Here is a 23,568-nt window from a genome sequence, read left to right as displayed (position 1 = left end):
CATAAACCTCAATCTCTCGAACCGCCCGGTGCGGACCCGCATGCCGGGTGGTGTGGCAGGGGTGCGATCACAGCGATCGCCCCCTATGCCGATTCGCCTTCGCAGCAATATCGGAACATCGTTTGCGCGATACCGTTCCGTCGGCAAATATAATCTTTGCAATGGCTTGAAGTGGGACAACGGTTTACGGCAGTATTCTCTTCCTGCCAGGAGATCTGCCGATGATAGCCGCCATGCCGTTGATGATTATCCCGTTTATTCTTTACAACCTGGCCGTGATCGGCCTGATGGGGGATGGCGGCATTGCCGCGCTGCATCATGACGTGATCGTGCTGTCGATGCTCTCCGGCGCGATCTGGAGCATGGCGCTCGGCGATCTCCTCATCGTCGTCGCCCTTGTCGTGCTGTTCTTCGAAATCCTGAAGGCGACCAGGCCCGGTTCCGGCAACCTGATGAACCATATCTTGTCGATGCTGGTCTTCATCGTCTTCCTGGTCGAGTTTCTGCTCGTCCAGGATGCCGCGACGCAGGTATTCTTCATTTTGATGACGATCGCCCTGATCGATGTGATCGGCGGTTTTGCCGTCTCGATCCGGAGCGCCGGGCGGGATGTTTCTATCGGACTATAGGTTGTCGAGCTTGTTCTGAAGGGCGCGCAGCTGTTCCTTCAGCTCGTCGATATCCTTGGCCTCGGCCTTGCGGCTTTCCTTGGCGGGCGGCGTCATGAAGGGTGAGAACATCTGCATCGCCTGCTGGAACAGCTCGGTGTTGCGGCGAACCTGGTCCTCGACCATCTGCATCGGCAGTTGCAGGTTCTTGCCGAGCGGCGTCTCGCCGAAGGCGCGGTTCACCTGCTCGCGCATCTGGGACTGCTGTTCGGTGAAGGCGCGCATCGAATGTTCGAGAAAGCTCGGCACGACCATCTGCATCTGATCGCCGTAATAGGTGATGAGCTGGCGCAGGAAGGAGATCGGAAGCAGGGTGTTGCCGGTCTTCGATTCCTGTTCGAAGATGATCTGGGTCAGCACCGAATGGGTGATATCATCTCCGCTTTTTGCATCCTGGACGATAAAATCTTCGCCCTTCTTCACCATCTCCGCCAGGTCTTCCAGCGTGACATAGGTGCTGGTACCCGTATTGTATAGCCGGCGATTGGCGTATTTCTTGATGACTATCTGACCCTCATGCTTCGCCATATCAGTCTCCTGGACCCCCGTCTGAATTATGGATATTCCTCCACTTCAGACTGTAGACGCAAAAGAAGGCCGGTGACAATCTCTTTGTGCGATGCGGCAAACCTTTCACAGAGCAGATGAATCGGCTTTGGCGCCGGCCGCCGAAAAATGACGGCAGCCGGTCTTCGCGTTTGACTTGTGCTGCAAGCTTTGCCAGTTTCCACTTATGTAAGTGAGACGAAAAACGAGGAGGAGCGTCCCCATGAGCAATTCATCCGTCGTCATCGCCAGCGCAGGCCGAACAGCCGTCGGCTCGTTCAACGGCGCTTTCGGGACCGTTCCCGCGCATGAACTCGGCGCGGCCGTCATCAAGGGCGCACTCGCGCGCGCCGGCGTCGATGCCAGCGAAGTGGACGAGGTAATCCTCGGCCAGGTGCTTGCCGCCGGCGAGGGCCAGAACCCGGCCCGCCAGGCTGCGATCAAGGCCGGCATTCCGAAGGAGGCAACGGCCTGGGGCGTCAACCAGCTCTGCGGCTCCGGCTTGCGCGCCGTCGCACTCGGCATGCAGCAGATCGCCACCGGCGATGCCAAGATCATTGTTGCCGGCGGCCAGGAATCCATGTCGATGGCGCCGCATGCCGCGCATTTGCGCAGCGGCACGAAGATGGGCGACATGAAGATGGTCGACACGATGATCAAGGACGGCCTGACCGATGCCTTCCATGGTTATCACATGGGCGTCACCGCCGAGAATATCGCGCGTCAGTGGCAGCTTTCGCGCGATGATCAGGATCAGTTCGCCGTCGCCTCGCAGAACAAGGCCGAAGCGGCGCAGAAGGCCGGCCGTTTTGCCGACGAGATCATTCCCTACCTCATCCAGACGCGGAAGGGCGACGTGACCGTCGATGCCGACGAATATATCCGCCACGGCGCCACGCTGGAAGCGATGGGCAAGCTGCGCCCGGCCTTCGACAAGGACGGCACGGTCACGGCCGCCAATGCCTCCGGCCTCAACGACGGTGCGGCCGCAGCCGTGCTGATGAGCGAAGCCGAAGCTGTCAGGCGCGGCATTCAGCCGCTCGCCCGCATCGTTTCCTGGGCGACTGCCGGCGTCGATCCTTCGATCATGGGCACCGGCCCGATCCCGGCGTCGCGCAAGGCGCTGGAGAAGGCCGGTTGGACAGTCGGCGATCTCGATCTCGTCGAAGCCAACGAGGCGTTTGCGGCGCAGGCCTGCGCCGTCAACAAGGATCTCGGCTGGGATCCCTCGATCGTCAACGTCAATGGCGGAGCGATTGCGATCGGCCATCCGATCGGCGCCTCCGGCGCGCGCGTTCTCAATACGCTGCTGTTCGAAATGAAACGCCGCGGCGCCAAGAAGGGCCTCGCCACGCTTTGCATCGGCGGCGGCATGGGTGTGGCCATGTGCTTTGAGGCGCTTTAAACAGCATACGATCCGTCATTGATTGAAAAGCCCGCCACGAGGCGGGCGAAAAACAAAGAAGGGGAGTGGAACATGGGCAGAGTGGCTCTGGTCACTGGTGGTACACGCGGCATCGGCGCGGCGATTTCCGTCGCATTGAAAAATGCCGGATACAGGGTTGCCGCCAACTATGCCGGCAATGACGAGAAGGCCAAGGCCTTCCACGACGCCACCGGCGTTCCGGTGTTCAAATGGGATGTTTCGGATTACGCTGCCTGTGGCGAAGGGATCGCCAGGATCGAAAGCGAAATCGGTCCGGTCGAAATCCTTGTCAACAATGCCGGCATCACCCGTGACGCAATGTTCCACAAGATGACGCCGCAGCAGTGGCACGAGGTGATCAATACAAACCTCACCGGCCTGTTCAACATGACGCATCAGGTCTGGACCGGCATGCGCGACCGCAGCTTCGGCCGCATCGTCAATATCTCCTCGATCAACGGCCAGAAGGGCCAGATGGGCCAGGCGAATTATTCGGCCGCCAAGGCCGGCGATCTCGGCTTCACCAAGGCGCTGGCCCAGGAAGGGGCTGCCAAGAACATCACCGTCAACGCCATCTGCCCCGGTTATATCGGAACCGAGATGGTGCTGGCCGTGCCGGAGAAGGTACTGAATGAACGCATCATTCCGCAGATCCCCGTCGGCCGCCTCGGCGAGCCTGAGGAAATCGCGCGCTGCGTCACCTTCCTCGCCTCCGACGATGCCGGTTTCATCACCGGTTCGACGCTGACGGCCAATGGCGGGCAGTTCTTCGTTTAAGACAGAACGGACACTTGTCGCTTTCTAAAGCGCGTCACGATCTTTCAGATTCGCTCTTCGCGCTTTAGGTCTTTGTTTTCCGCATGTCGTTGCCGCAAAACCGCTGCACACTTTTGCGCGACATGCTCTAAGCAAAGGCGCGTTGCAGGACGCGCCTTTGCTTTTTGATGCCGTATGAAGGCTGCTCGCGATGCTTTGAGGGGATCGTGACTCTTTTTGGGAGTCAGAAGCGCTTGCCGGTGTTCTGGTCTCGCTGAACCTGAATCTTGACCGGCACTGGCTGCCGCGAGCGATCTCTGCTGAGAAGAGCTGAGATCGCGGTTGTCAGGAACGCCGCGACGAGAACGGCGACGGCGGAACTTGGGACAATCTGGTCCATGACAATATTCCTTTTCACTGCGTCGGGCGATGGTGCCTGCCCGGTGCTCATGAAGGAAATATGCGCCTGGCGAAGGGGCGCCGGTAGGTTCGACTTTCGCGACCCAGTGTCAACGGTTCATTGACCGCTGCGCCGACAAAGAAAAACGGGCGCAGAAGCGCCCGTTGGGAGTCCGATATGTTTTCGCCGGTCAGTAGCGGCAGCGAGCCTCGTAGCGGCGGCCGTAGCGGTCGCGATAGATGCAATAGCCGCGGCGTTCGACCGACTGGCCGATGAGCGCGCCGGTCAGGCCGCCGGCAACGGCGCCGACTGCGGCACCACCCCAGCTGTTGGTGACGGCGCCGCCGATGATAGCACCAGTGCCGGCGCCGATCGCGGTACCTTGCTCGGTCGCCGTGCAGGACGCCAGGGCGCCGACGAGCGCACCAATAAGAACAATCTTCTTCATCATGTCGTAACTCCCCAGGTTAGTTGGCCTTTAGATGCGGCCCATTAGTACAAGGATAATGATAATCACGAGAACTAGCCCCAAACCGCCGGAAGGTCCATAGCCCCAGCCACGGCTATAACCCCAATTCGGCAAAGCTCCGATCAAGAGCAGAATGAGGATAACAAGTAGTATGGTGCCTAGCATGATGTGTTTCCTTCATTTCATCGGCAATTTGGATGGACGAGAAACACGCATTGGCGATTTTTGTTCCCGGTTACATGGCTGAAATGTGACGAGGTTCGATTCACGGTTTAATTTCGGTGATCTCTGAAAATTGTCGCTATGGTTAAAAAGATGTTTAAATACAATATGTTGCGGTGAACAAAGAGGGAAAGTCGCGATGTCGCCGATTCGTCAGCGATTCGTTCCGTATTTGATCAGCACTGTAATCTCGCCGCCTTTGGCCTAATGCCGTCTGAATCCGGCTTCCGAAAGATTAACGCCGCCGCGAGGAGGCCGGGCGAAAGGGCCTGGCGCCGATCTGCATCTAGCGCCCGGAATTGATGACACCACCAGATGTGGGCGTGAACAAAAAGCGAAAGCGCGGGCGTCAGCGATTCGTCTCCGATTCGTTCCGCCTTTGGTCGAGAGGTTAATTTCCGGACGGATTTTCGCCCGTTCAAGATCCGGCGGAAATCGCCGTCACGCCGACGAATATTGGGAAGGGGAGAGAGTCTCATGATTCAGCATCTAGTGGGAAAAAGTGATTCAAAATCAATACTTAGCCGTGAACAAAAGCTGAATCATCCGGAGTCAGCGATTCGTCGCTGATTCGTTCTCAGGCTGTTCCGAATCGCACATTCGGGTGTTCCGCAAGACTCGCAAAGGTCGCAATCGCCGAGGCATTTTGAAATCTGCCCTTGCGTTTGCGGCGCCACCTGTCCATGTGTTCTTTAGCTTCTATCGAGAAGCCGAGATTTTCCTGGGGCGCCCGCCCCGTTTGCATGGACCGATGATTCTGACTTCGCAGCCGATGATTCTGAGTGGACGCGGTGTAACCGCGGTGCTCGGGCCGACCAATACCGGCAAGACCCATTATGCCATCGAGCGCATGGTCGCGCACGGGACCGGCGTGATCGGCCTGCCGCTCCGGCTGCTGGCGCGCGAGGTCTATACGCGGGTGGTGGAGAAGGTCGGCGTGCAGAATGTGGCGCTGGTCACCGGTGAGGAAAAGATTTCGCCGCCCAATGCACGTTTTTCGGTCTGCACCGTCGAGGCGATGCCGCGCGAGACCAAGGCCGCCTTCGTCGCGATCGACGAGGTGCAGCTCGCCGGCGATCTCGAGCGCGGCCATATCTTCACCGACCGCATCCTGCATCTTCGCGGCCGCGAGGAAACGCTGCTGCTCGGTGCTGCGACGATGCAGCCGATCCTGCAGCAGCTCCTGCCCGGCATCACGATCGTCGAGCGGCCGCGGCTTTCGCATCTTTTTTATGCCGGACAGAAGAAGATCACCCGGCTGCCGCAACGCTCGGCCATCGTCGCCTTCTCGGCCGACGAGGTCTATGCCATCGCCGAGCTCATCCGCCGGCAGCGCGGCGGTGCTGCGGTCGTGCTCGGCGCGCTCAGCCCACGCACCCGCAATTCGCAGGTGGCGCTTTATCAGGCCGGCGATGTCGAATATCTGGTGGCAACCGATGCGATCGGCATGGGCCTCAACCTCGATGTCGATCATGTGGCCTTCGCCCAGGACCGGAAATTCGACGGCTACCAGTTCCGCAATCTCAATCCAGGCGAACTCGGCCAGATCGCCGGCCGCGCCGGACGGCACGTGCGCGACGGTACCTTCGGCGTCACCGGGCAGGTCTCGCCTTTCGACGAGGAGCTGGTGCAGCGCATCGAGGGGCACGAATTCGACAACGTCAAGGTTTTGCAGTGGCGCACGACCGAGATGGACTTCTCCTCGATCCAGGCGCTGCGCGCCAGTCTCGAAGCGGGACCGCGCGTGCCGGGGCTGACGCGGGCGCTGCCTGCCGTCGACCAGCAGGCGCTGGAACAGCTTTCGCGTTATCCCGAGGTCGTCGACCTCGCCGACAGGCCGGCTCGCGTCGAAAAACTCTGGGAGGCTTGCGCGCTTCCCGACTACCGTCGTATCACCCCGGCACAACATGCCGATCTTATCTCCACCCTCTTTTCCGATCTCGTCCGCTATGGCACGGTGAACGAGCAGTTTCTCGCGGAGCAGGTTCATCGCTCTGATCGGACAGATGGGGAAATTGACACGCTTTCGGCGCGAATCGCGCAGATAAGGACCTGGACCTATGTTTCGAATCGGCCTGGTTGGCTTGCCGATCCGACACACTGGCAGGAAAAGACGCGGGAAATCGAAGATCGATTGTCCGACGCGTTACATGAAAGGTTGACGAAACGCTTTGTTGATCGCAGGACATCTGTGCTCATGAAGCGCCTGAGAGAGAATGCGATGCTGGAAGCTGAAATCAGTGTGAATGGCGATGTCTTCGTTGAAGGACATCATGTAGGGCAATTGAGCGGATTCCGTTTCACGCCAGTGGCGGGAACGGACGGACCGGATGCCAAGGCAGTTCAGGCTGCGTCGCAGAAAGCGCTCGCGCTCGAATTCGAGGCCCGCGCGGCTCGAATTCATGCCGCCGGCAACAGCGACCTGGCGATCGGCGCCGACGGGTTGATCCGTTGGATCGGCGACCCGGTGGCGCGGCTTTCGGGCAGCGATCACATCATGCGTCCGCGCGTGATCCTGCTCGCCGACGAGCAGTTGACGGGCAATGCCCGCGATCATGTCGCCGCCCGTATCGAGCGCTTCGTCAATCATCATATCAGCACGGTGCTGAAACCGCTCGACGACCTGTCGCGCGCCGAAGACCTGCAGGGTCTGGCCAAGGGGCTGGCATTCCAGCTCGTCGAGAATCTCGGCGTGCTGTTCCGCCGCGACGTCACCGAAGAAGTGAAGTCGCTCGACCAGGAGGCCCGAGCCTCGATGCGCCGTTACGGCGTGCGTTTCGGCGCCTACCACATCTTCGTTCCGGCACTGCTGAAGCCGGCGCCGGCCGAGCTCATCACGCTGCTCTGGGCGCTGAAGAACGACGGTCTGGACAAGCCGGGTTACGGCGATCTCATTCCGGTGCTGGCTGCGGGCCGTACCTCCGTCGTCACCGATCCGAGCTATGAGCGGATGTTCTACAAGCTCGCCGGCTTCCGGTTCCTCGGCAAGCGCGCGGTGCGCATCGACATTCTCGAGCGGCTTGCCGATATCATCCGCCCGCTGCTGCAGTGGAAGCCCGGTCAGAACAACCGTCCGGAGGGCGCCTATGATGGCCGCCGCTTCACGACGACGACGGCGATGCTGTCGATCCTCGGCGCGACGCTCGAGGACATGGAAGAAATCCTCAAGGGTCTCGGCTATCGCGCCGATGCCGTGAAGGCGGAAGAGGCATCGGCTCATCTTGCGACGCAGGATGCGGTTTCGACGCCGGCTGCAGCCGCCGAAACGCCTGCGGACGAGACAGCCGAAAAGGCCGATCACGACGACGCCGACGGGGCAACGGAGGAAACTGCCGCCGAACCGGCCGAGGCCGAGGCGGCTTCCGATGTCGTCGACACGGTGGTGACGGAAGCGGTGGAAGCCCCCGCTTCGGCCGAAGCATCGGCTGCCATGGAGGCTGCATCCGCTTCTGAGGAAACGGTGTCGGCGCCTGGGGAAGCCGTGGCTGCTTCCGGGGAGGCCGGCGAGCCGGTGGAACCGAAGCCGGTTCTCCTGTGGCGTCTCGGCGGTCGCAACGACAATCAGCGCCAGGCGCGCGGCGGGCACGGCGAACGCCGTGGCGGCCATGGCCAGGAGCGCGGACAGAACCAGGAACGCGGCGACCGCAATCGCCGGCCTGGCGGCGGTGAAGGCGGCGAGGGCAATCGCGGCGGCGAAGGTCGCGACAATAATCGTCACAATCGCGGCAAGGACGGCGGCGGTCGCGATGGCGGCCGGCCGCAGCAGGCAAGAGGCGAGCGCAACAACCAGCCACGGGGCGATCAGCCGCGCGGCGACCGGCAGGACCGCGGCGATCGCAAGGATCGCGGTGACCGCAACGATCGTAACGACCGCAACAACAATCGCGGCGCTTCGCAGCCGCTGCGCTTCGAGGCCAAGCCGCCGCGCAAGGAAAAGCCGATCGATCCGGATTCACCTTTCGCCAAGCTCGCGGCTCTCAAGGAGCAGATGAAGAAGTAATCATGAGCGGGGAGACACAGCCGACAAGCGGTTCGCGCCAGCGCATCGACAAATGGCTGTTCTTCACGCGTATGGTGAAGTCGCGCTCGTTAGCGCAGAGCCATGTCCAGTCGGGCCATGTGCGCATCAACGGCGAGCGCTGCAATCATCCGAGCCAGATGGTCAAGCCGGGCGACCGTATCGAGCTGACGCTGGAACGGCGCGATGTCGTTCTGGTCGTGCGTTTTGCCGGCGAGCGGCGGGGGCCCTACGAGGAGGCCCGCCTGCTCTACGAGGACCTGTCGCCGCCACCCGATGAGACAAAACGTCTCACGCCCTATGAACAGGCGATCCGGGCGAGCGGTGCCGGCCGTCCAACCAAAAAGGAACGACGCGCAATCGACAGGCTGATGTCGGACGAGGATTAGAAAACTCTGTCTGTGCTGGCGGCTTTTGCAGATCGTTTATCCTTGAAATCCGGCGCCAAAGCCGATACGTCACTGACAACCTGCCGGAAGCGTGCTTGCCGCCCAAGCCTGCCCACGCTTTTCCTCCGGCACGGGGATAGGCGCGACGTTCCAGGTTGCCCGGCCCCATCCGCATGGAAATCCTGGAGTTCTTCATGACCTATGTCGTGACCGACAATTGCATCAAGTGCAAATACACCGATTGCGTGGAAGTCTGCCCTGTCGACTGCTTCTACGAGGGCGAGAATTTTCTCGTCATCCATCCCGACGAATGCATCGATTGTGGCGTCTGCGAGCCGGAATGTCCCGCCGAGGCGATCAAGCCGGATACCGAGCCGGGCCTCGACAAATGGTTGAAGATCAATACCGAATATGCCGCCATCTGGCCAAACATCACGGTCAAGAAGGACCCATTGCCCGAGGCCAAGGAAATGGACGGCGAGACCGGAAAGTTCGAGAAATATTTCTCCGAGAAACCCGGTTCCGGCGATTGAGACGACCGTGGCAACCGGTCGCCGAATTCGGGCTGCCGGGGGCGAAATGGTTGGAGCCTTTCCTGGTCAGAATGCTGCAATCTGACCAGGAAAGGCTCCAAAAGCTGCGTGAGGCATATGGGTGACATGTGTTGCCCGCATGACTCAAGCGAAGCAAATTATTGATTTCCTCATATTTTTATGATAGCTTTCGGCTACTGTTCCATTTGTGGCATGACGCATGCCCAAAACCATCACGAAAGCAAAACAAATCCGCACGCGGTTTCCGTGACATATCAACGCTTTGAGCGCCGGGTCCCAAGATCGTGCGCGAGAAGTCCTTTGCTTTTGCCCGATGGGATCAGAGTGAAGTCACCCGACGGATACTACCGTCTCACCCGGGCCTGACTGACCCGGCTCCGGCCGCCGCCGGAAGCGTAACAGGGAGTTTTTGAATAGAATGACGACTCAGCAGAAAAAGCCTTCCACAGCACGCCATGGCTTCAAGACCGGTGAATCGATCGTCTACCCCGCTCACGGCGTCGGTACCATCACCGCTATCGAAGAGCAAGAAGTTGCCGGCATGAAGCTCGAACTTTTCGTTATCGATTTCGAAAAGGACAAGATGCGGCTGAAGGTTCCGGTTGCGAAGGCAATGAGCATCGGCATGCGCAAGCTTTCGGAAACGGATTTCGTCGAGCGTGCATTGAAGGTCGTGCAGGGCAAGGCGCGCGTCAAGCGCACCATGTGGTCCCGCCGCGCCCAGGAATATGATGCCAAGATCAATTCCGGCGACCTGATTTCCATCGCTGAAGTCGTGCGCGATCTCTATCGTGCCGAAAACCAGCCCGAGCAGTCCTATTCCGAGCGCCAGCTTTATGAAGCTGCGCTCGACCGCATGGCGCGCGAAATCGCCGCCGTCAACAAGATGTCGGAAACCGAAGCCGTCCGTCTCGTCGAGACCAATCTCAACAAGGGTCCGAAGCGCGGCAAGGCGATCGAAGAAGACGATTCGCAGGACGAAGCCGCATAAGGCGATCCTGTTTTTCCTATCGAAAAAACCCGGCCTTCGCGCCGGGTTTTTTTATTGGAACTTTTTCCCGGCTGCCGCGTTTAACACACGTAATTGCGGACTGCTCGCCGGGCAATGGCCTCGCCGGGCGAACTGCTATTCCGTTAATGTTCGATGAGGAGCGGATCATGCCTTTCCAATATTGCCCATCCGGCAAGATGAAGAAACAGGTCCAGCCCAGCCGTCTTTCCGGCACATGATGAGAAATAGGGCCTCCCCCTGAAAAGTCCAGGGGCGAGGTCTTCATGCATTCAGAAGCCTTCAAGTCGGACAGCGATGTTCCGGTATGTGAGTTTTATTGTTCATTTAGGGCGAGAGGCCTGTTTCAGGAGATCGAAATGAAGAACATGTCTGCAGACCGGCGCATGATCAAAATCGCGATGGCCGCCCCTTATCTCGCCCGCCAGGAAGAACACGATCTCGCCATCCGCTGGAAGGATCACGACGACCGCGGCGCACGCAATCAGATCGCCATGGCGCATATGCGCCTGGTCATCTCCATGGCCGGCAAGTTCCGCAATTTCGGCCTGCCGATGAGCGACCTCGTGCAGGAGGGATATGTCGGCCTGCTGGAGGCCGCCGCCCGCTTCGAGCCGGACCGCGATGTACGCTTTTCCACCTATGCCAGCTGGTGGATCAGGGCTTCGATCCAGGATTATATCCTGCGCAACTGGTCGATCGTCCGCGGCGGCACGAGTTCGGCGCAGAAGGCGCTGTTCTTCAATCTGCGCCGTCTGCGCGCCAAGCTCGCCAAGGGCGACACGCAGCTGACGCTGCAATCCATTCACCAGGAAATCGCCGCGGCGCTCGGCGTCAGCCTCGCCGATGTACAGACCATGGATGCCAGGCTTTCCGGCAATGACGCCTCGCTGCAGGCGCCTTCGGTCTCCGGCGATGCCGAGAGCGCGGAGAAGATGGACTTCCTCGTCAGCGACGATCCGCTGCCAGACGAGCAGGTTTCCAACATGATCGACGGCGAGCGCCGCCGCATCTGGCTCGCCTCGGCGCTGAAACATCTCAACGAACGCGAGATGAAGATCATCAGCGCCCGGCGTCTGGCGGAAGACGGCGCCACGCTCGAAGAGCTCGGGGCCGATCTCGGCATTTCCAAGGAGCGTGTGCGGCAGATCGAAAGCCGGGCGATGGAGAAGCTCCGCAGCGCCCTCGTCAGCGCCGATCCGCATATGGCGGCCTACGCCTGAATTATAGCCCGCCTGAATCTATCGCATGTCGCGCGAAACTACGGCGCACATCACCCGATGATGCCGTATCCCCTTCACCAGCAGCACAGACTGGCCCGGCGCAAGCCGGGCTTTTTTTACTCGGCGATGATCTTGACGCGATCGCCGGGTGAAACGGCTGCACCCGTGGGCAGGGCGTTGATGAGTTTGAAGAGATCGAGCTTGCGGTCGGTGCCCATCATGCGGGCGGCGAGCGTCGAGATGTTTTCACCCGGCCGGACGGTGACGACGCGGATGCGCAAAGGCTTCAGCGAGGCAGCTTCGGCCGGCGTCATGCGCCGGAAACTTGCGCGCAGGACTTCGGCCGTCGGCTCGAGCGCGTCGCTGCCTTTCGGCACGGCGGTCAGGAAACGGAAGATCTGCGAATTGTTGCGGATCACGGTGACGTCGAAATCCCAGCGGTCGGCGCTGGCGCGTGCTGTGGCGGCTTCCATGCCGTTGATGGTGATCGGCTGAATGGTCGACGGGTCGAGGCCGGTCACCCAGCCGCTGGAAATATAGTTGGTAAGGCTCTGGTTCTGATTGTCGGCGACGCCGTCGAAGCGGACGGCGATGTCGTTCGGGCCGGTCGCCATCACCGCTTCGACCTTGTTGTCGATATGGAAATCCGGCGGCACGTCGAAGCGGATGCCGAGGCCGCCGTGCAGGAAGGTCTGACCGCGCACATAGCCTTCTTCCGGGCTGTCGCCGTAGAGCAGGCCGTCTATGCCGTCGAGGTAATAATCGCGGCCCTTGTCGCCGACCGAACCTTCCTGGCCGAAGGCGCGGGCGTGGGTGCGGGCAAGCTCGATGCGCTGCGCCGAATTCGGGTGGCTCGACAGGAAGTCGAGGCTCTGGTCGGCTTCGGGATCGACGGACATGAAACGGCTGTAAGCCGCCATGGAATCGAGGAAACGGGCGGCGGCATACGGATCGTAGCCCGCTTCGCCGAGCATGCGTACGCCGATGACGTCGGCCTGCAGTTCCTGCTGGCGGGAGAAGGCAGCGAGCCGCAGCTTGCCGCGAGCCAGCGCCTGCTTGCCGGCGATATCGCTGGAAAGCACCTCGGCGACGACGCGGCTGGCGATGACCTCGGCCTCTTCGCGCTTCTGCCGCTCGATGCCGTGATTGGCCGTCACATGGCCCATCTCGTGCGACAGCACGGCTGCGACCTCGGAGGCGTCGTTGGCGAGCGCCAACAGGCCGCGGGTAACGTAGAGATAACCGCCCGGTAGCGCAAAGGCGTTGATGGCAGGCGAATTCAGGATGGTGATGCGGTACGACTGGCTCGGATTTTCCGACACCGCCGTCAGCGCGCCGGCGATGCGGGCGACGAGGCGCTCGGTCTTGGCGTCCTTGTATTCGCCGCCGTAGCTTGCCACGATGCGCGGATGCTCACGGGCACCCATTGCTGCGCGCGGGTCGTTTTTCTGCACCTCGTCGACGATCTGCGGATTGGAAGACGGCGACACACTCGGCTGGTAGGATTGTTCGATCAGCGTCTGGCAGCCATTCAGCGCCATTGCGACGGCCGACAGCAGCATCAGCCGGCGCACGAAGCGCCGCGGCGCAGAGATGGCATCACTGGAAAGCGCGGGCGATTTCCACGTCGTCAAGCTATCCAGTCTGTTTCTCCGCATCATGTCGCTATTTTGCCGGTTTACCGCAGGTTCGGACCGGCCGTGGCAAGGGGGATTCAACAGGTGCGCACCCCTGATCTCGCACTGCACAATCGGCCGATACAAGTCCTTGCTGTAGCTGATTTCCGCATCGGTTGCATAGCGAAACTCTGTTTAAATGTGGCGCCGTTGCATTTTGGCAAGCCTCGGGCAGCGAGACCTCCCTTCGCTCGGACGAAATTATGGCGAAAGTTCCGTCACAACACGGAGATTCGTCGGCGGCGCAGAAAAAGAACGGATCGATTGAACGAACCGGCAGGACAGCGACAGCCATGCGAGAAAATTGCAATCATTGATAAGCGTAACGCGGACAGAACGCCTTATGATGAGTGTTTCGCGTGTACGATCCGACTATTCCGCTGCTTTCGCCGTCGCCGCCTGCGGCTGCTTCGCATCGCCGGCGCGGGGCAGTTGCACCGGCTTCAGCATGATGGCGGCCGCAAGGCCGATCAGTGCGATGGCGCAGGCGGTCATGAACAGCGGCGAAAAGGCGGCGGCGTAGATATCGGCGACGGCCTGGCGGCTTGCTTCGGGAAGCGAAGCCATCATCTTCGGCGTCAACTGCTTGATATCGGCGACACCGGGAATGGAGACGCCGACCTTGCCGAGCTCAGAAGCGATGATGGCGCCGTAGATCGATATGGCGATCGATGCGCCTCCCATGCGCGACAGCGTCACCGAGCCGGTGGCGGCGCCGACGTCGCGGGCGGGCGCTGCATTCTGGACGCCGATGACGGGAACCTGCTGGGCAAGACCGATGCCGATGCCATGCAGCATCATGATCGCCCCGATGAAAGCGATCGGCGTTCCCGCATGGATCTGCGACATCAGTGCGAAGGCGATGGCGCTGCATGTCAGGCTCGCGATGGCGAAGGGCTTGTAACGGCCCGTCTTCGAGATGATGCGGCCGGCGGAAAGCGACCCGCAGACGAGGCCGCCCGTGAGAAGGATGAAGAGAAGGCCGGCGGCGGAGGGCGAAAGGCCGGTAGTGGTCTGCAGGAAGAGAGCGAGATAGTTGACCATGCCGATGGCGATGGCGCCGCCCATGACCGACATCACCAGCAGCAGGCTGAAGGTGGAATTGCGAAAGAGCTCCAGAGGAACGATCGGCTCCGGCGCGCGGCGCTCGACGAATACCCAGGCGACGGCGCAGACGACGCCGAAAGCGACGATGCCGATACTCTGCGGCGAAATCAGCGCGCCGAACAATTCGCTGCTGTCGGTGGCAAGCACGATAGTGGTCGTCGTCAGCGCGAGCAGGAGCGCACCGGCATAATCGATCCTGGGGCGGCGATGCGGCTTGCGATAGGGCAGCATGAAGGCGAGACCGGTGAGCACGATGAAGCCGATCGGCACGTTGACGAGGAAGATCGAGCGCCAGCCGAAAAGATCGCTCATCGTGCCGCCGAGCACCGGGCCGATGGCACCTGATGCCATCAATACCAGGCTGGAATAGCTCTGGTAGCGCGCCCGCTCGCGCGGCTCGAACAGATCGGCGTTGACGGCGAAGATCGACACCATGATGCCGCCGCCGCCAAGACCCTGCAGCACACGGGCGGCGATCAGCGTGTTCATCGACACCGCGAGGCCGCAGACCGCCGAGCCGACGGTGAAGATCATGATCGCCGTCATCATCACGTATTTGCGGCCGAATAGATCGCCGAGCTTGCCATAGAGCGGCATGACGGCGCTCAGCGACAGGAGATAGGCTGAACCGATCCAGCCGAAGCGCTCGAGATGGCCGAATTCGCCGACGATCGTCGGCAGCGCCGTGGAAACGATCTGATTGTCCAGCGTCGCCATGAACATGGCAGTCATCAGGAAGAAGAAGAGGATAAGCCGGCGACGAGGATCCGTCACGAGCGGCGCAGGCGCGAGTTGCATGTCCATGGGAGCATATTCCGGGTTTGCTGCTCTTTTATGTGCTGATAGCATATATCTGTCAATGGCACATTAATGACATTGGCATATTCAAATTTCGAAACGGCTCTGTTATGGTTCCGTGATGAGCGAAGTGCTGACCAAGACAATTCCCGCAGAACCGCCAGAGCCGGATGAGGAAAACATACCGCGCATCGGCCGGAGCATGGGTCGCATGCGGTTGATGACCGGGCGACGGCTGATCGGCCGGCTGGCGATCCAGAGCGCTGCACCGGGTCTCGAACTTTCGCATCTCGATGTGCTCGATGCCGTCCGCAGGGCGCAGCCGGCCGGCGAGGTCACGGTCGGCATGATCGCCGAGATGCTGCGCATCGATCCGTCACGGGCAAGCCGGGTGGTGGCCGACATGGTCGGGCGCAACGTGCTGCGCCGCGAGGCTTCGCAGGCCGATGCGCGGCGGATTGTCGTCGTCATGACCGAGGTCGGCCAGGGTCTGCTTGCCGAGCTCGTCGCGCAGAAACTCGCGATCATCTCCGAGATCGTCTCCGACTGGCCGGAGGACGATGTCGACCGCTTCGCTTTGCTGTTCGAGCGCTTCATCGGCGGTTATGAGGCGGTCTTCCTGTCGCGTGATAAGGATACGCCGGGCTGAGGTCATCGTTCGCCGGCCCTTCCCCTCGACCCCCCGTTTGCGCTAAGGGCAATGCCCATGAGCCAATCCACCTTCACCATTCTGCTCGGCGGCGAACTCAGCCTGACGGAGCGCCTGCGCCATGCCATCGGCGGCAGCCGTTTCATCGCGGCCGATGGCGGCATGCGGCATGCGGCAGCACTCGGTGTCGTGCCGGAACTCTGGGTCGGCGATTTCGATTCGACGCCAGCCGATTTAGAGGGCGCATTTCCCCACGTGCCGAAACAGCCCTATCCGGCGGCAAAGGCTGCGACGGACGGCGAAATCGCCGTGTCGGAAGCGATTGCGCGGGGTGGGCGGCGGCTGATCCTGGCCGGCGCGCTCGGCGGCGAACGCTCCGATCACGCGCTTCAGCATCTGCTGTCGGCCGTCAGCCTGGCGGAAGAGGGGTTCGACGTACGGCTGAGCTCGGGCAAGGAAGAGGCCGTGCCGCTGCTTGCCGGGACGATCGAACTGGATCTTCCCAAGGACAGCCTGTTTTCGGTGCTCGGGTTCAGCGAGCTGACCGGGCTTTCCATCGAGGATGCGCGTTATCCGCTGGCCGATTTTCATCTGCCCTTCGGTTCGTCGCGCACCATTTCCAATGTCGCGGAAGGCAAGGTTCGCTTTTCGCTCAAAAGCGGCCGGGCAATCGTGCTCGCCAGGCCCTATGATCTTTCCGGAGTCTGATTTTTGGCCCCTCCCATTCTGAAACTCGACGATATCTTCCTGAGCTTCGGCGGTGCACCGCTTTTGGCGGGCGCCAGCCTGCAGATCGAGCCCGGTGACAAAATCTGTCTCGTCGGACGCAACGGTTCGGGAAAATCGACGCTCTTGAAGATCGCCGCCGGCCTGGTCGAGGCGCAGTCCGGCGAGGTCTTCCGCCATCCGTCGTCGACGGTGCGTTATCTCGAACAGGCGCCGGATTTTGCCGGCTTCAACACCGTCCAGGCCTATGCCGAGGCGGGGCTTGGACCGGGCGACGATCCCTATCGCGTCAGCTATCTCCTCTCTCATCTCGGGCTGACCGGCGAGGAAGATCCGAGAAATCTTTCCGGCGGCGAATCGCGCCGGGCCGCCCTTGCCCGCGTGCTGGCGCCGGAGCCCGACATTCTGCTGCTCGACGAGCCGACCAACCACCTCGACCTTCCCACAATCGAATGGCTGGAAGGCGAGTTGCAAAAGACACGCGGCGCCCTGGTGCTGATCTCGCACGACCGACGCTTCCTCGAAAAGGTCTCGACGGCGACCGTCTGGCTCGATCGCGGCACGTCGCGCCGGCTCGACAGGGGATTTTCGCATTTCGAGGCCTGGCGCGATCAGGTGCTGGAGGCCGAAGAGCTGGAGCAGCATAAGCTCGGCAAGGCGATCGAGCGCGAGGAGCACTGGCTGCGCTACGGCGTCACGGCGCGGCGCAAGCGCAACATGCGCCGCCTCGGCGAGCTGCAGACGATGCGCTCGCAATATCGCGGTCACAAGGGGCCGCAGGGCACGGTGCAGGCGACGGCTTCGGACGCGCAGGAATCCGGCAAGCTGGTGATCGAAGCCGACAAGATCACCAAGAGCTTCGGCGAGAGAGCCATCGTCACGCCGTTTTCCATCCGCGTGCATCGCGGCGATTGCATCGGTCTGGTCGGGCCGAACGGCGCCGGCAAGACCACGCTCCTGAAGATGTTGACCGGGCAGCTTTCCCCCGATAGCGGCACGATAAAGCTCGGCACCAATCTGGAGATCGCCACCCTCGACCAGAAGCGCGAGGATCTCGATCCCGAGGATACGCTCGCCAACTATCTGACCGACGGGCGCGGCGAAAACCTGCTCGTCAACGGCGAGCAGCGCCATGTCACCGGCTATATGAAGGAGTTCCTGTTCCAGCCGGAACAGGCGCGAACCCCGATCAAAAGCCTCTCCGGCGGCGAGCGCGCCCGGCTGATGCTGGCGCGCATCCTGTCGCGCCCGGCGAACCTGCTGATCCTCGACGAACCCACAAACGATCTCGATATCGAGACGCTCGACCTCCTGCAGGAAATCGTCGCCGGTTTTCCCGGCACCGTTATTCTCGTCAGCCACGACCGCGATTTCCTCGATCGCACCGTCACCTCGACGATCGCGCCCGCCGTGCCTGATGCACCGGACGGACGCTGGATCGAATATGCCGGCGGCTACTCCGATATGCTGGCGCAGCGCAAGGGCGCGCTCGAAGAGCGCAAGCGGGCCGAGAAAGCGGCTGAGAAACCGAAGGCTCAGGACGCCGCGCCTACCGCAGGAAGCTCGAAGAGCAAACTGTCGTTCAAGCAGAAATTCGCGTTGGACAATTTGCCGAAGGAGATGGCGAAAGCCGAAGCCGAGATCGCCAAGCGCGAACAGGTGATGGCCGATCCCAATCTTTTCACGCGCGATGCCGCTGCCTTCAATCGGCTAGCGAGCGAGATGGAGAAGCTGCGCGCCAGCCTCACGAAGATGGAAGAGGAGTGGTTGGAGCTCGAAATGCTGCGGGAAGAGCTGGAAGGCTGAGACCTCTCAAACTTCTTGGCTCACCTTTCCTTGATTGGCCAGTGTATCGCTGCGCGGCATAGGGTGTCGTCCGGCAGCAAATCCACGTGTTACAGCGTCATTTGCGCGTCTGGAAAGACGCGCGGCGCTGTAGGGATATTGCCGATCGCAATGGCGACAAGGAGAAGTCTATGTCTCGCAAGGCCCATTCCAGAATTCTCACGGCACTTGCCGCCGCCAGCCTTTTTGCGGTTGCCTTATCGCAGACCGCGCAGGCGCAGGACGGCAACCGCGTTCGGGTTCGCGGCGCCATCGAAAGCCTCAGCGGCGATCAGCTTGTCGTCAAAACGCGCGAAGGCAGCGATGCGACGATCACGCTGAAAGCCGGCTGGAAGGTCGGCGGCATCAAAAAAGCCTCGGTCGAAGATATCAAGCCCGGCGATTTCGTCGGTGTCGCCTCGCTCCCGAAAGGCACCGGTCCAGATGGCGCGATCGAGGTGCTGATCTTCCCGGCGTCGATGAAGGGGACCGGCGAGGGCAACCGTCCCTGGGATGCGCAGCCGAATAGCCAGATGACCAATGCGACCGTCAGCAATGCCGTCAAATCCGTCGACGGCCACACGATCACGCTGACCTATCAGGGCAAGGAAAAGACCATCACGATCGCCGACGGCACACCGATCGTGACTTTGGCGCCCGCGACCAAGGACGATCTGAAGGCCGGCGCCGGCGTTATCGTCACGGGCGAGAAGGCGGCAGACGGCAGCATTTCGGCCAGCCAGATCGCCGTCGGCCTCAACGGCCTCACGCCGCCGATGTGACATGGGGTCAAAGCGCCGGCGCGGGGACGGCGGCGGCGCCGACACTGGCACTGGCGCCGGTCTGGGCGACAGGCGGTTCCTCGGATTTTGACGGCAGTGCCTGCAGGTGCAGGACACGCGGCTGCAGCGCCTCGAGGTAGGCCTCGGAGCGGCCGATATAGATCATGCCGGTTCCGGGCATGGTGGTCAGCAGCTTGGCCATCGTTTCCTGCCATTCCGGCTCCATGCCTTCCAGCACTTCGTCGAAGACGATCCAGCGCGGGCGCACCAGAAGCAGGCGGGCGAAGCCGATTGCCTTCTGTTCGTCGCTGTCGAGCAGCTTGTCCCAGCGGGCGCGGGTATCGAGGCGTGCGATCAGTGAATGCAGACCGGCCTTGTCGAGGGCTGTCTCGATGGCGGCTTTTTCGTAGATATCAGGGCTTTCCGGGAAGGCCAGCGCCTCGCGCAGGGTGCCGCCGGGAACATAGGCGATCTGCGGGACGAACAGCATGTCGTCGATCGGCGGCAGGCCCATCGTGCCGCTGCCGCACGGCCAGAGCCCGGCCATCGCCTGGAACAGCAGCTTGCGGTTGACGCTGTGATCGCCGTTGATCATGATCTTTTCGCCGGCCTTGATCACCACATCGGTTTCGCGCAGGCGGAAGCCGCCGCATTCGTCGATCTCTTCGCCGATCTTGGCATTGATCACGACATCCTTCAGCGTCAGCGTGTCGGGCGCGGTGTTTTCATAGGCGATACTGCCCTTCAGGTCGTAGTCCTCGTCCATGTCGAGCAGCGCCTGGCGGAAATCGGTGACGCGCATCAGCGTGGCGCGCCATTCGGCGATCGGGCCGAAATTGGCAACGTACCAGCGCAGCGCCGTATTGACCTGGTTGAAGGCGCCGACCGACATCATCAGCTGGCCGAGGGTGAGGCCGCCGGAGAAATAGGCGGGCGCGGCGACGATGATCGGGATGACGATCACCAGCCAGCCATAGCCGGCCGAAACCCAGGTGAGGTTGGTATTGGCCATGGCGAGCCGCTTGACGACCCGCAGCACCGAACTGATGTCGGTGTTGATGCGGCGGCGCTCGTTCTCCTCGCCGCGGGCAACGGTGATGGCCGGCATGTTTTCATTGGCATGCATCAGCGTGAAGCGAAGTTCGGCCTCTTTCGAGAAGCGGTCGGCATTGAGCTTGACCAGCTTGCGGCCGACGACCTGGCTCAGCACCGAGGCGGAAGCAGCATAGAAAATCGCCGCCCAGACCATATAGCCGGGAATGGAGAAGCTGTGGCCGCTGATGTGGAAGATGAAGCCGCTGGAAAGCTCCCAGAGCACGCCGATGAAGCTTACCAGAAGAATGGTCGATTGCAGCAGGCCGAGAACGAGGCCTGTCGTGCTTTCGGCGAGATTGCGGGAATCCTCGTGCAGGCGCTGGTCCGGGTTGACGCCGATCAGGCCGCTGGAGGCGAGCCGCAGCGCCCGCTTGCGCTTCAGCCACTGGTCGACGAGATCACGCGACAGGCCCTCGCGCATATGGAGCGCGGTCATCTGGTTCAGCCAGGCCTGCAGCACATTGAGCAGCAGCAGCGAGCCGGCGATCATCGCAAAGATTTCGAGCTGGTGGAAGAATTCGCCGAGGTCGCGGCGCTCCAGCGAATCGTAGAAGGGCGCGTTCCACTCATTGAGGATGACCTGGCCGTAGGACGTCGCCAGGATAACAAGGATCAGCACGGTCGCCAGAAACAGCACCTTGCCGCGCACTTGCGAATTCCAGAACGCCGAGAACATCACCCCGAGGCGATATGTCAGGCTGAGATCATACCCTACCCTATCCGGCCTCCGGATTCCTGGCCTCCCCTCGATCTTATCTGCCATTACGCTTTTCCAAATCGCCCATACCCTATTATTAACATGGTGGCGTTACCGGTCTATCAACAGATTCTATCAGTCATTAAACTGTGATGATGCTTGCCTGGATCGCGCGTGCATGCATTCCCCATTGATTCGCGGTCTGACTGGGGCTAATTAAAGGGCTCCGTGGTGATTTGGCCGGCCGGCTTGCAGCCACGTTAAAAAAGTTGCTAAAGGGCCGCGTGCGGACCGGTAGCGATTTTTGTCGCCGCCGGTTTTTTTGTTTTTGATCGAGTGACCGCAATGCCCATCAAGATCCCCGATACGCTGCCCGCCTTCGAGACCCTCGTTCAAGAGGGCGTGCGGGTGATGACCGAGACGTTGGCGATCCGGCAGGATATCAGACCGCTGCAGATCGGGCTGCTCAATCTCATGCCGAACAAGATCAAGACCGAATTGCAGATGGCCCGTCTCGTCGGCGCCTCGCCGCTGCAGGTCGAGCTGTCGCTGATCCGCATCGGCGGCCACAAGGCGAAGAACACCTCCGAGGATCACCTGCTCTCCTTCTACCAGACCTGGGAGGAGGTGCAGCACCGCAAGTTCGACGGCTTCATCATCACCGGGGCGCCAATCGAACTCCTTCCCTATGAGGACGTCACCTATTGGGCCGAGATGCAGCAGATTCTCGATTGGACGGAAACCAATGTCCATTCGACCATGAACGTCTGCTGGGGCGCGATGGCGGCGATCTATCATTTCCACGGCGTTCCGAAATACGAGCTGAAAGAGAAGGCCTTCGGTATCTACCGCCACCGGAACCTGAAGCCGTCGTCGATTTATCTCAATGGTTTTTCCGACAACTTCGAAGTGCCGGTGTCACGCTGGACCGAGGTGCGCCGCGCCGACATCGAGAAATCCGACAGCCTGGAGATCCTGATGGAATCCAGCGAAATGGGTGTCTGCCTGGTGCATGAGAAGCGGGGCCGGCGGCTCTACATGTTCAACCATGTCGAATATGATTCCACCTCGCTGTCCGATGAATATTTTCGTGACGTCAATGCCGGCGTGCCGATCAAGATGCCGCACAACTACTTCCCGCATAACGATCCGGCGCTTGCGCCGCAGAACCGCTGGCGCAGCCATGCGCATCTCTTGTTCGGCAACTGGATCAACGAAATCTACCAGACGACGCCCTTTGACGTGGAGGAGATCGGCACGAATCTCTGAGCCCCCGTGTTCTTTCTGCTCCGACCGGTTGCGGTTTGGAGCAAATGCGGGCAGGTTCCGGTCCGGAACCCTATAGCGTCGCGCGTCTCCAATCGGATGCGCAAAGAATGGACGGTCGATCATGTCGGATAAGTTGGAGCGGGAAGTTTTCGGGCAGACGAAGGAAGGCGAAACCGTCTATCGCGTCGTCATCAAGGGCGGCGGGCTGACGGCCAAGATCATCACCTGGGGTGCCGTCATCCAGGATCTGCGCCTTGAGGGACATGAGGCGCCGCTGCAGCTCGGCTTCGAGGATTTCGACAGCTATCCCGTCTATTCGGCCTATTTCGGCGCGACGCCCGGCCGCTGCGCCAACCGTGTCGGCGGCGGCAAATTTACGCTCGACGGCAAGGATTATCAGCTCGAACCGAACGAAAACGGCGTCACGCATCTGCACGGCGGCAGCGACAATATCGCCAAACGCAACTGGACGATCGTCGAGCATGACGTCGACCGTCTGGTGATGAAGATCGTCGATCCCGACGGCCGCGCCGGTTATCCCGGCAATTGCACCATCCAGGCGACGTTCCGGGTGCATGGCAATGGCGAACTGTCGATCACCTACGAATCGACCAGCGATCAGCCGACGCTCGCCAATGTCTGCCAGCATGCCTATTTCAATCTCGACGGCCGCGAGGATGCGCTCGGCCACGATATCATGATCGCTGCCGACCACTATCTGCCGACCGACGAGAGGCAGGTGCCGACCGGCGAGATCCGTTCCGTCGCCGGCACGGAATTCGATTTCCGCGAGATGGCGCCGATGAAGCGTTTCGTCGGCAGCGAACAGGTTCTGTACGACCATAATTTCTGCCTGTCGCCCGAGCGCACCGCCAAGCGCAGCGTCGCGCTCGCCCGCAGCCTGTATTCCGGTGTGTCGCTGGAGGTGCGCAGCACCGAGCCTGGCGTGCAGTTCTATGCCGGCTTCAAGCTCAATACCGGGGCACCCGGTCTCGGCGGGCGCAAGTACGGCCCCTTCGCTGGCTTCTGCCTGGAGACGCAGGTCTGGCCGGATGCCATCAATCACGAAGGTTTCCCGAATGCGGTGCTGCGTCCCGGCGAAGTGCTGCGCCAGGAGACGGATTACATCTTCACCAAGAGCTGACGTCTTTTCAGACGTACGCCTGTTAAATTGGATCGCTATGAACCTCTCCGGTCTCCGGGGAGGTTTTTTCTTGCCGGTGTGCGATTCTGCCTTGCTGATTGGTTCTAGATAGGTTCTATTG

At 61.2% G+C, this 23,568-nt stretch carries 21 protein-coding genes and 1 riboswitch; of the genes, 14 read left to right on the top strand and 7 right to left on the bottom strand.

Annotated features, from left to right (window positions below):
* Nucleotides 1–221 precede the first annotated feature (221 nt).
* The gene (locus GGD57_RS24030) at nucleotides 222–629 is read left to right on the top strand and encodes a hypothetical protein (RefSeq protein WP_184472733.1); all 408 of its coding nucleotides are present in this window, start codon (nucleotides 222–224) and stop codon (nucleotides 627–629) included.
* On the opposite strand, the gene phaR is transcribed toward GGD57_RS24030, so the two are convergent.
* Nucleotides 624–1,196 (bottom strand): polyhydroxyalkanoate synthesis repressor PhaR, encoded by a 573-nt coding sequence (gene phaR / locus GGD57_RS24025; protein WP_085738719.1) that lies wholly within the window; start codon nucleotides 1,194–1,196, stop codon nucleotides 624–626. The genes GGD57_RS24030 and phaR overlap by 6 nt on opposite strands.
* Before the next feature lie 241 nt (nucleotides 1,197–1,437).
* On the opposite strand from phaR, the gene GGD57_RS24020 reads away from it, so the two are divergent.
* Entirely contained in the window at nucleotides 1,438–2,619 is a 1,182-nt protein-coding gene (locus GGD57_RS24020) for an acetyl-CoA C-acetyltransferase (RefSeq protein WP_184472732.1), read from the top strand.
* Between the two features lie 72 nt (nucleotides 2,620–2,691).
* The gene (locus tag GGD57_RS24015; protein ID WP_010067794.1) at nucleotides 2,692–3,417 is read left to right on the top strand and encodes a beta-ketoacyl-ACP reductase; all 726 of its coding nucleotides are present in this window, start codon (nucleotides 2,692–2,694) and stop codon (nucleotides 3,415–3,417) included.
* Nucleotides 3,418–3,640: 223 nt separating this feature from the next.
* On the opposite strand, the gene GGD57_RS24010 is transcribed toward GGD57_RS24015, so the two are convergent.
* The 3 genes from GGD57_RS24010 to GGD57_RS24000 all read right to left on the bottom strand — a co-directional run bounded on the left by GGD57_RS24010 (nucleotide 3,641) and on the right by GGD57_RS24000 (nucleotide 4,430).
* Nucleotides 3,641–3,796 carry a hypothetical protein gene (locus GGD57_RS24010; protein ID WP_184472731.1) on the bottom strand — a complete coding sequence of 52 codons (156 nt, stop codon included), beginning with the start codon at nucleotides 3,794–3,796 and terminating at the stop codon, nucleotides 3,641–3,643.
* A gap of 190 nt (nucleotides 3,797–3,986) precedes the next feature.
* Entirely contained in the window at nucleotides 3,987–4,247 is a 261-nt protein-coding gene (locus GGD57_RS24005) for a YMGG-like glycine zipper-containing protein (protein ID WP_004674249.1), read from the bottom strand.
* 27 nt (nucleotides 4,248–4,274) lie between these two features.
* Nucleotides 4,275–4,430 (bottom strand): DUF3309 family protein, encoded by a 156-nt coding sequence (locus GGD57_RS24000; RefSeq protein ID WP_003543790.1) that lies wholly within the window; start codon nucleotides 4,428–4,430, stop codon nucleotides 4,275–4,277.
* An 808-nt stretch (nucleotides 4,431–5,238) separates the two neighbouring features.
* On the opposite strand from GGD57_RS24000, the gene GGD57_RS23995 reads away from it, so the two are divergent.
* The 5 genes from GGD57_RS23995 to GGD57_RS23975 all read left to right on the top strand — a co-directional run bounded on the left by GGD57_RS23995 (nucleotide 5,239) and on the right by GGD57_RS23975 (nucleotide 11,680).
* Nucleotides 5,239–8,487 carry a DEAD/DEAH box helicase gene (locus tag GGD57_RS23995; RefSeq protein ID WP_184472730.1) on the top strand — a complete coding sequence of 1,083 codons (3,249 nt, stop codon included), beginning with the start codon at nucleotides 5,239–5,241 and terminating at the stop codon, nucleotides 8,485–8,487.
* A 2-nt stretch (nucleotides 8,488–8,489) separates the two neighbouring features.
* Nucleotides 8,490–8,894, top strand: coding sequence for an RNA-binding S4 domain-containing protein (locus GGD57_RS23990; RefSeq protein ID WP_184472729.1), 405 nt, complete (start codon nucleotides 8,490–8,492; stop codon nucleotides 8,892–8,894).
* Nucleotides 8,895–9,088: 194 nt separating this feature from the next.
* Complete coding sequence (fdxA, locus tag GGD57_RS23985) at nucleotides 9,089–9,427, top strand: ferredoxin FdxA (RefSeq protein WP_008528408.1); 339 nt, start codon at nucleotides 9,089–9,091, stop codon at nucleotides 9,425–9,427.
* A gap of 439 nt (nucleotides 9,428–9,866) precedes the next feature.
* Complete coding sequence (locus GGD57_RS23980) at nucleotides 9,867–10,439, top strand: CarD family transcriptional regulator (RefSeq protein WP_003543775.1); 573 nt, start codon at nucleotides 9,867–9,869, stop codon at nucleotides 10,437–10,439.
* 377 nt (nucleotides 10,440–10,816) lie between these two features.
* A complete protein-coding gene (locus GGD57_RS23975) occupies nucleotides 10,817–11,680 on the top strand; it encodes an RNA polymerase factor sigma-32 (RefSeq protein ID WP_085738715.1) in 864 nt (287 codons plus the stop codon).
* A gap of 116 nt (nucleotides 11,681–11,796) precedes the next feature.
* Here the strand turns inward: GGD57_RS23975 and GGD57_RS23970 are convergent, their stop codons facing one another.
* Both GGD57_RS23970 and GGD57_RS23965 read right to left on the bottom strand, forming a co-directional pair.
* The gene (locus tag GGD57_RS23970; RefSeq protein ID WP_184472728.1) at nucleotides 11,797–13,341 is read right to left on the bottom strand and encodes a M48 family metalloprotease; all 1,545 of its coding nucleotides are present in this window, start codon (nucleotides 13,339–13,341) and stop codon (nucleotides 11,797–11,799) included.
* 387 nt (nucleotides 13,342–13,728) lie between these two features.
* Entirely contained in the window at nucleotides 13,729–15,267 is a 1,539-nt protein-coding gene (locus GGD57_RS23965) for an MDR family MFS transporter (protein ID WP_184472727.1), read from the bottom strand.
* 115 nt (nucleotides 15,268–15,382) lie between these two features.
* Between GGD57_RS23965 and GGD57_RS23960 the strand changes: the two genes are divergently transcribed.
* From GGD57_RS23960 to GGD57_RS23945, 4 genes are all read left to right on the top strand, one after another.
* Entirely contained in the window at nucleotides 15,383–15,910 is a 528-nt protein-coding gene (locus GGD57_RS23960) for a MarR family winged helix-turn-helix transcriptional regulator (protein ID WP_184472726.1), read from the top strand.
* Nucleotides 15,911–15,961: 51 nt separating this feature from the next.
* Entirely contained in the window at nucleotides 15,962–16,618 is a 657-nt protein-coding gene (locus GGD57_RS23955) for a thiamine diphosphokinase (RefSeq protein ID WP_184472725.1), read from the top strand.
* An 18-nt stretch (nucleotides 16,619–16,636) separates the two neighbouring features.
* Nucleotides 16,637–18,442 (top strand): ABC-F family ATP-binding cassette domain-containing protein, encoded by a 1,806-nt coding sequence (locus GGD57_RS23950; RefSeq protein ID WP_432443399.1) that lies wholly within the window; start codon nucleotides 16,637–16,639, stop codon nucleotides 18,440–18,442.
* A gap of 170 nt (nucleotides 18,443–18,612) precedes the next feature.
* The gene (locus GGD57_RS23945; RefSeq protein WP_184472723.1) at nucleotides 18,613–19,242 is read left to right on the top strand and encodes a DUF5666 domain-containing protein; all 630 of its coding nucleotides are present in this window, start codon (nucleotides 18,613–18,615) and stop codon (nucleotides 19,240–19,242) included.
* Between the two features lie 7 nt (nucleotides 19,243–19,249).
* Here GGD57_RS23945 and GGD57_RS23940 read toward each other — a convergent pair whose 3' ends face one another.
* Nucleotides 19,250–21,100 (bottom strand): ABC transporter ATP-binding protein/permease, encoded by a 1,851-nt coding sequence (locus tag GGD57_RS23940; RefSeq protein ID WP_184472722.1) that lies wholly within the window; start codon nucleotides 21,098–21,100, stop codon nucleotides 19,250–19,252.
* 152 nt (nucleotides 21,101–21,252) lie between these two features.
* Nucleotides 21,253–21,330: riboswitch (SAM riboswitch) on the top strand.
* A gap of 49 nt (nucleotides 21,331–21,379) precedes the next feature.
* On the opposite strand from GGD57_RS23940, the gene metA reads away from it, so the two are divergent.
* Both metA and GGD57_RS23930 read left to right on the top strand, forming a co-directional pair.
* A complete protein-coding gene (gene metA / locus GGD57_RS23935; RefSeq protein WP_184472721.1) occupies nucleotides 21,380–22,303 on the top strand; it encodes a homoserine O-acetyltransferase MetA in 924 nt (307 codons plus the stop codon).
* Nucleotides 22,304–22,424: 121 nt separating this feature from the next.
* A complete protein-coding gene (locus tag GGD57_RS23930; protein ID WP_184472720.1) occupies nucleotides 22,425–23,447 on the top strand; it encodes an aldose epimerase family protein in 1,023 nt (340 codons plus the stop codon).
* Nucleotides 23,448–23,568: the final 121 nt, after the last annotated feature.

This window comes from Rhizobium esperanzae (assembly GCF_014197615.1).
GTDB lineage: Bacteria > Pseudomonadota > Alphaproteobacteria > Rhizobiales > Rhizobiaceae > Rhizobium > Rhizobium esperanzae_A.
This window is presented reverse-complemented; position numbering and strand designations above follow the sequence as displayed.

Bases quoted from the DNA above. Each gene is read 5' to 3' on its own strand.
- GGD57_RS24030 (WP_184472733.1), top strand. From the start codon at position 222: ATGATAGCCGCCATGCCGTTGATGATTATCCCGTTTATTCTTTACAAC.
- phaR (WP_085738719.1), bottom strand. From the start codon at position 1,196: ATGGCGAAGCATGAGGGTCAGATAGTCATCAAGAAATACGCCAATCGC.
- GGD57_RS24020 (WP_184472732.1), top strand. From the start codon at position 1,438: ATGAGCAATTCATCCGTCGTCATCGCCAGCGCAGGCCGAACAGCCGTC.
- GGD57_RS24015 (WP_010067794.1), top strand. From the start codon at position 2,692: ATGGGCAGAGTGGCTCTGGTCACTGGTGGTACACGCGGCATCGGCGCG.
- GGD57_RS24010 (WP_184472731.1), bottom strand. From the start codon at position 3,796: ATGGACCAGATTGTCCCAAGTTCCGCCGTCGCCGTTCTCGTCGCGGCG.
- GGD57_RS24005 (WP_004674249.1), bottom strand. From the start codon at position 4,247: ATGATGAAGAAGATTGTTCTTATTGGTGCGCTCGTCGGCGCCCTGGCG.
- GGD57_RS24000 (WP_003543790.1), bottom strand. From the start codon at position 4,430: ATGCTAGGCACCATACTACTTGTTATCCTCATTCTGCTCTTGATCGGA.
- GGD57_RS23995 (WP_184472730.1), top strand. From the start codon at position 5,239: ATGATTCTGACTTCGCAGCCGATGATTCTGAGTGGACGCGGTGTAACC.
- GGD57_RS23990 (WP_184472729.1), top strand. From the start codon at position 8,490: ATGAGCGGGGAGACACAGCCGACAAGCGGTTCGCGCCAGCGCATCGAC.
- fdxA (WP_008528408.1), top strand. From the start codon at position 9,089: ATGACCTATGTCGTGACCGACAATTGCATCAAGTGCAAATACACCGAT.
- GGD57_RS23980 (WP_003543775.1), top strand. From the start codon at position 9,867: ATGACGACTCAGCAGAAAAAGCCTTCCACAGCACGCCATGGCTTCAAG.
- GGD57_RS23975 (WP_085738715.1), top strand. From the start codon at position 10,817: ATGAAGAACATGTCTGCAGACCGGCGCATGATCAAAATCGCGATGGCC.
- GGD57_RS23970 (WP_184472728.1), bottom strand. From the start codon at position 13,341: ATGATGCGGAGAAACAGACTGGATAGCTTGACGACGTGGAAATCGCCC.
- GGD57_RS23965 (WP_184472727.1), bottom strand. From the start codon at position 15,267: ATGGACATGCAACTCGCGCCTGCGCCGCTCGTGACGGATCCTCGTCGC.
- GGD57_RS23960 (WP_184472726.1), top strand. From the start codon at position 15,383: ATGAGCGAAGTGCTGACCAAGACAATTCCCGCAGAACCGCCAGAGCCG.
- GGD57_RS23955 (WP_184472725.1), top strand. From the start codon at position 15,962: ATGCCCATGAGCCAATCCACCTTCACCATTCTGCTCGGCGGCGAACTC.
- GGD57_RS23945 (WP_184472723.1), top strand. From the start codon at position 18,613: ATGTCTCGCAAGGCCCATTCCAGAATTCTCACGGCACTTGCCGCCGCC.
- GGD57_RS23940 (WP_184472722.1), bottom strand. From the start codon at position 21,100: ATGGCAGATAAGATCGAGGGGAGGCCAGGAATCCGGAGGCCGGATAGG.
- metA (WP_184472721.1), top strand. From the start codon at position 21,380: ATGCCCATCAAGATCCCCGATACGCTGCCCGCCTTCGAGACCCTCGTT.
- GGD57_RS23930 (WP_184472720.1), top strand. From the start codon at position 22,425: ATGTCGGATAAGTTGGAGCGGGAAGTTTTCGGGCAGACGAAGGAAGGC.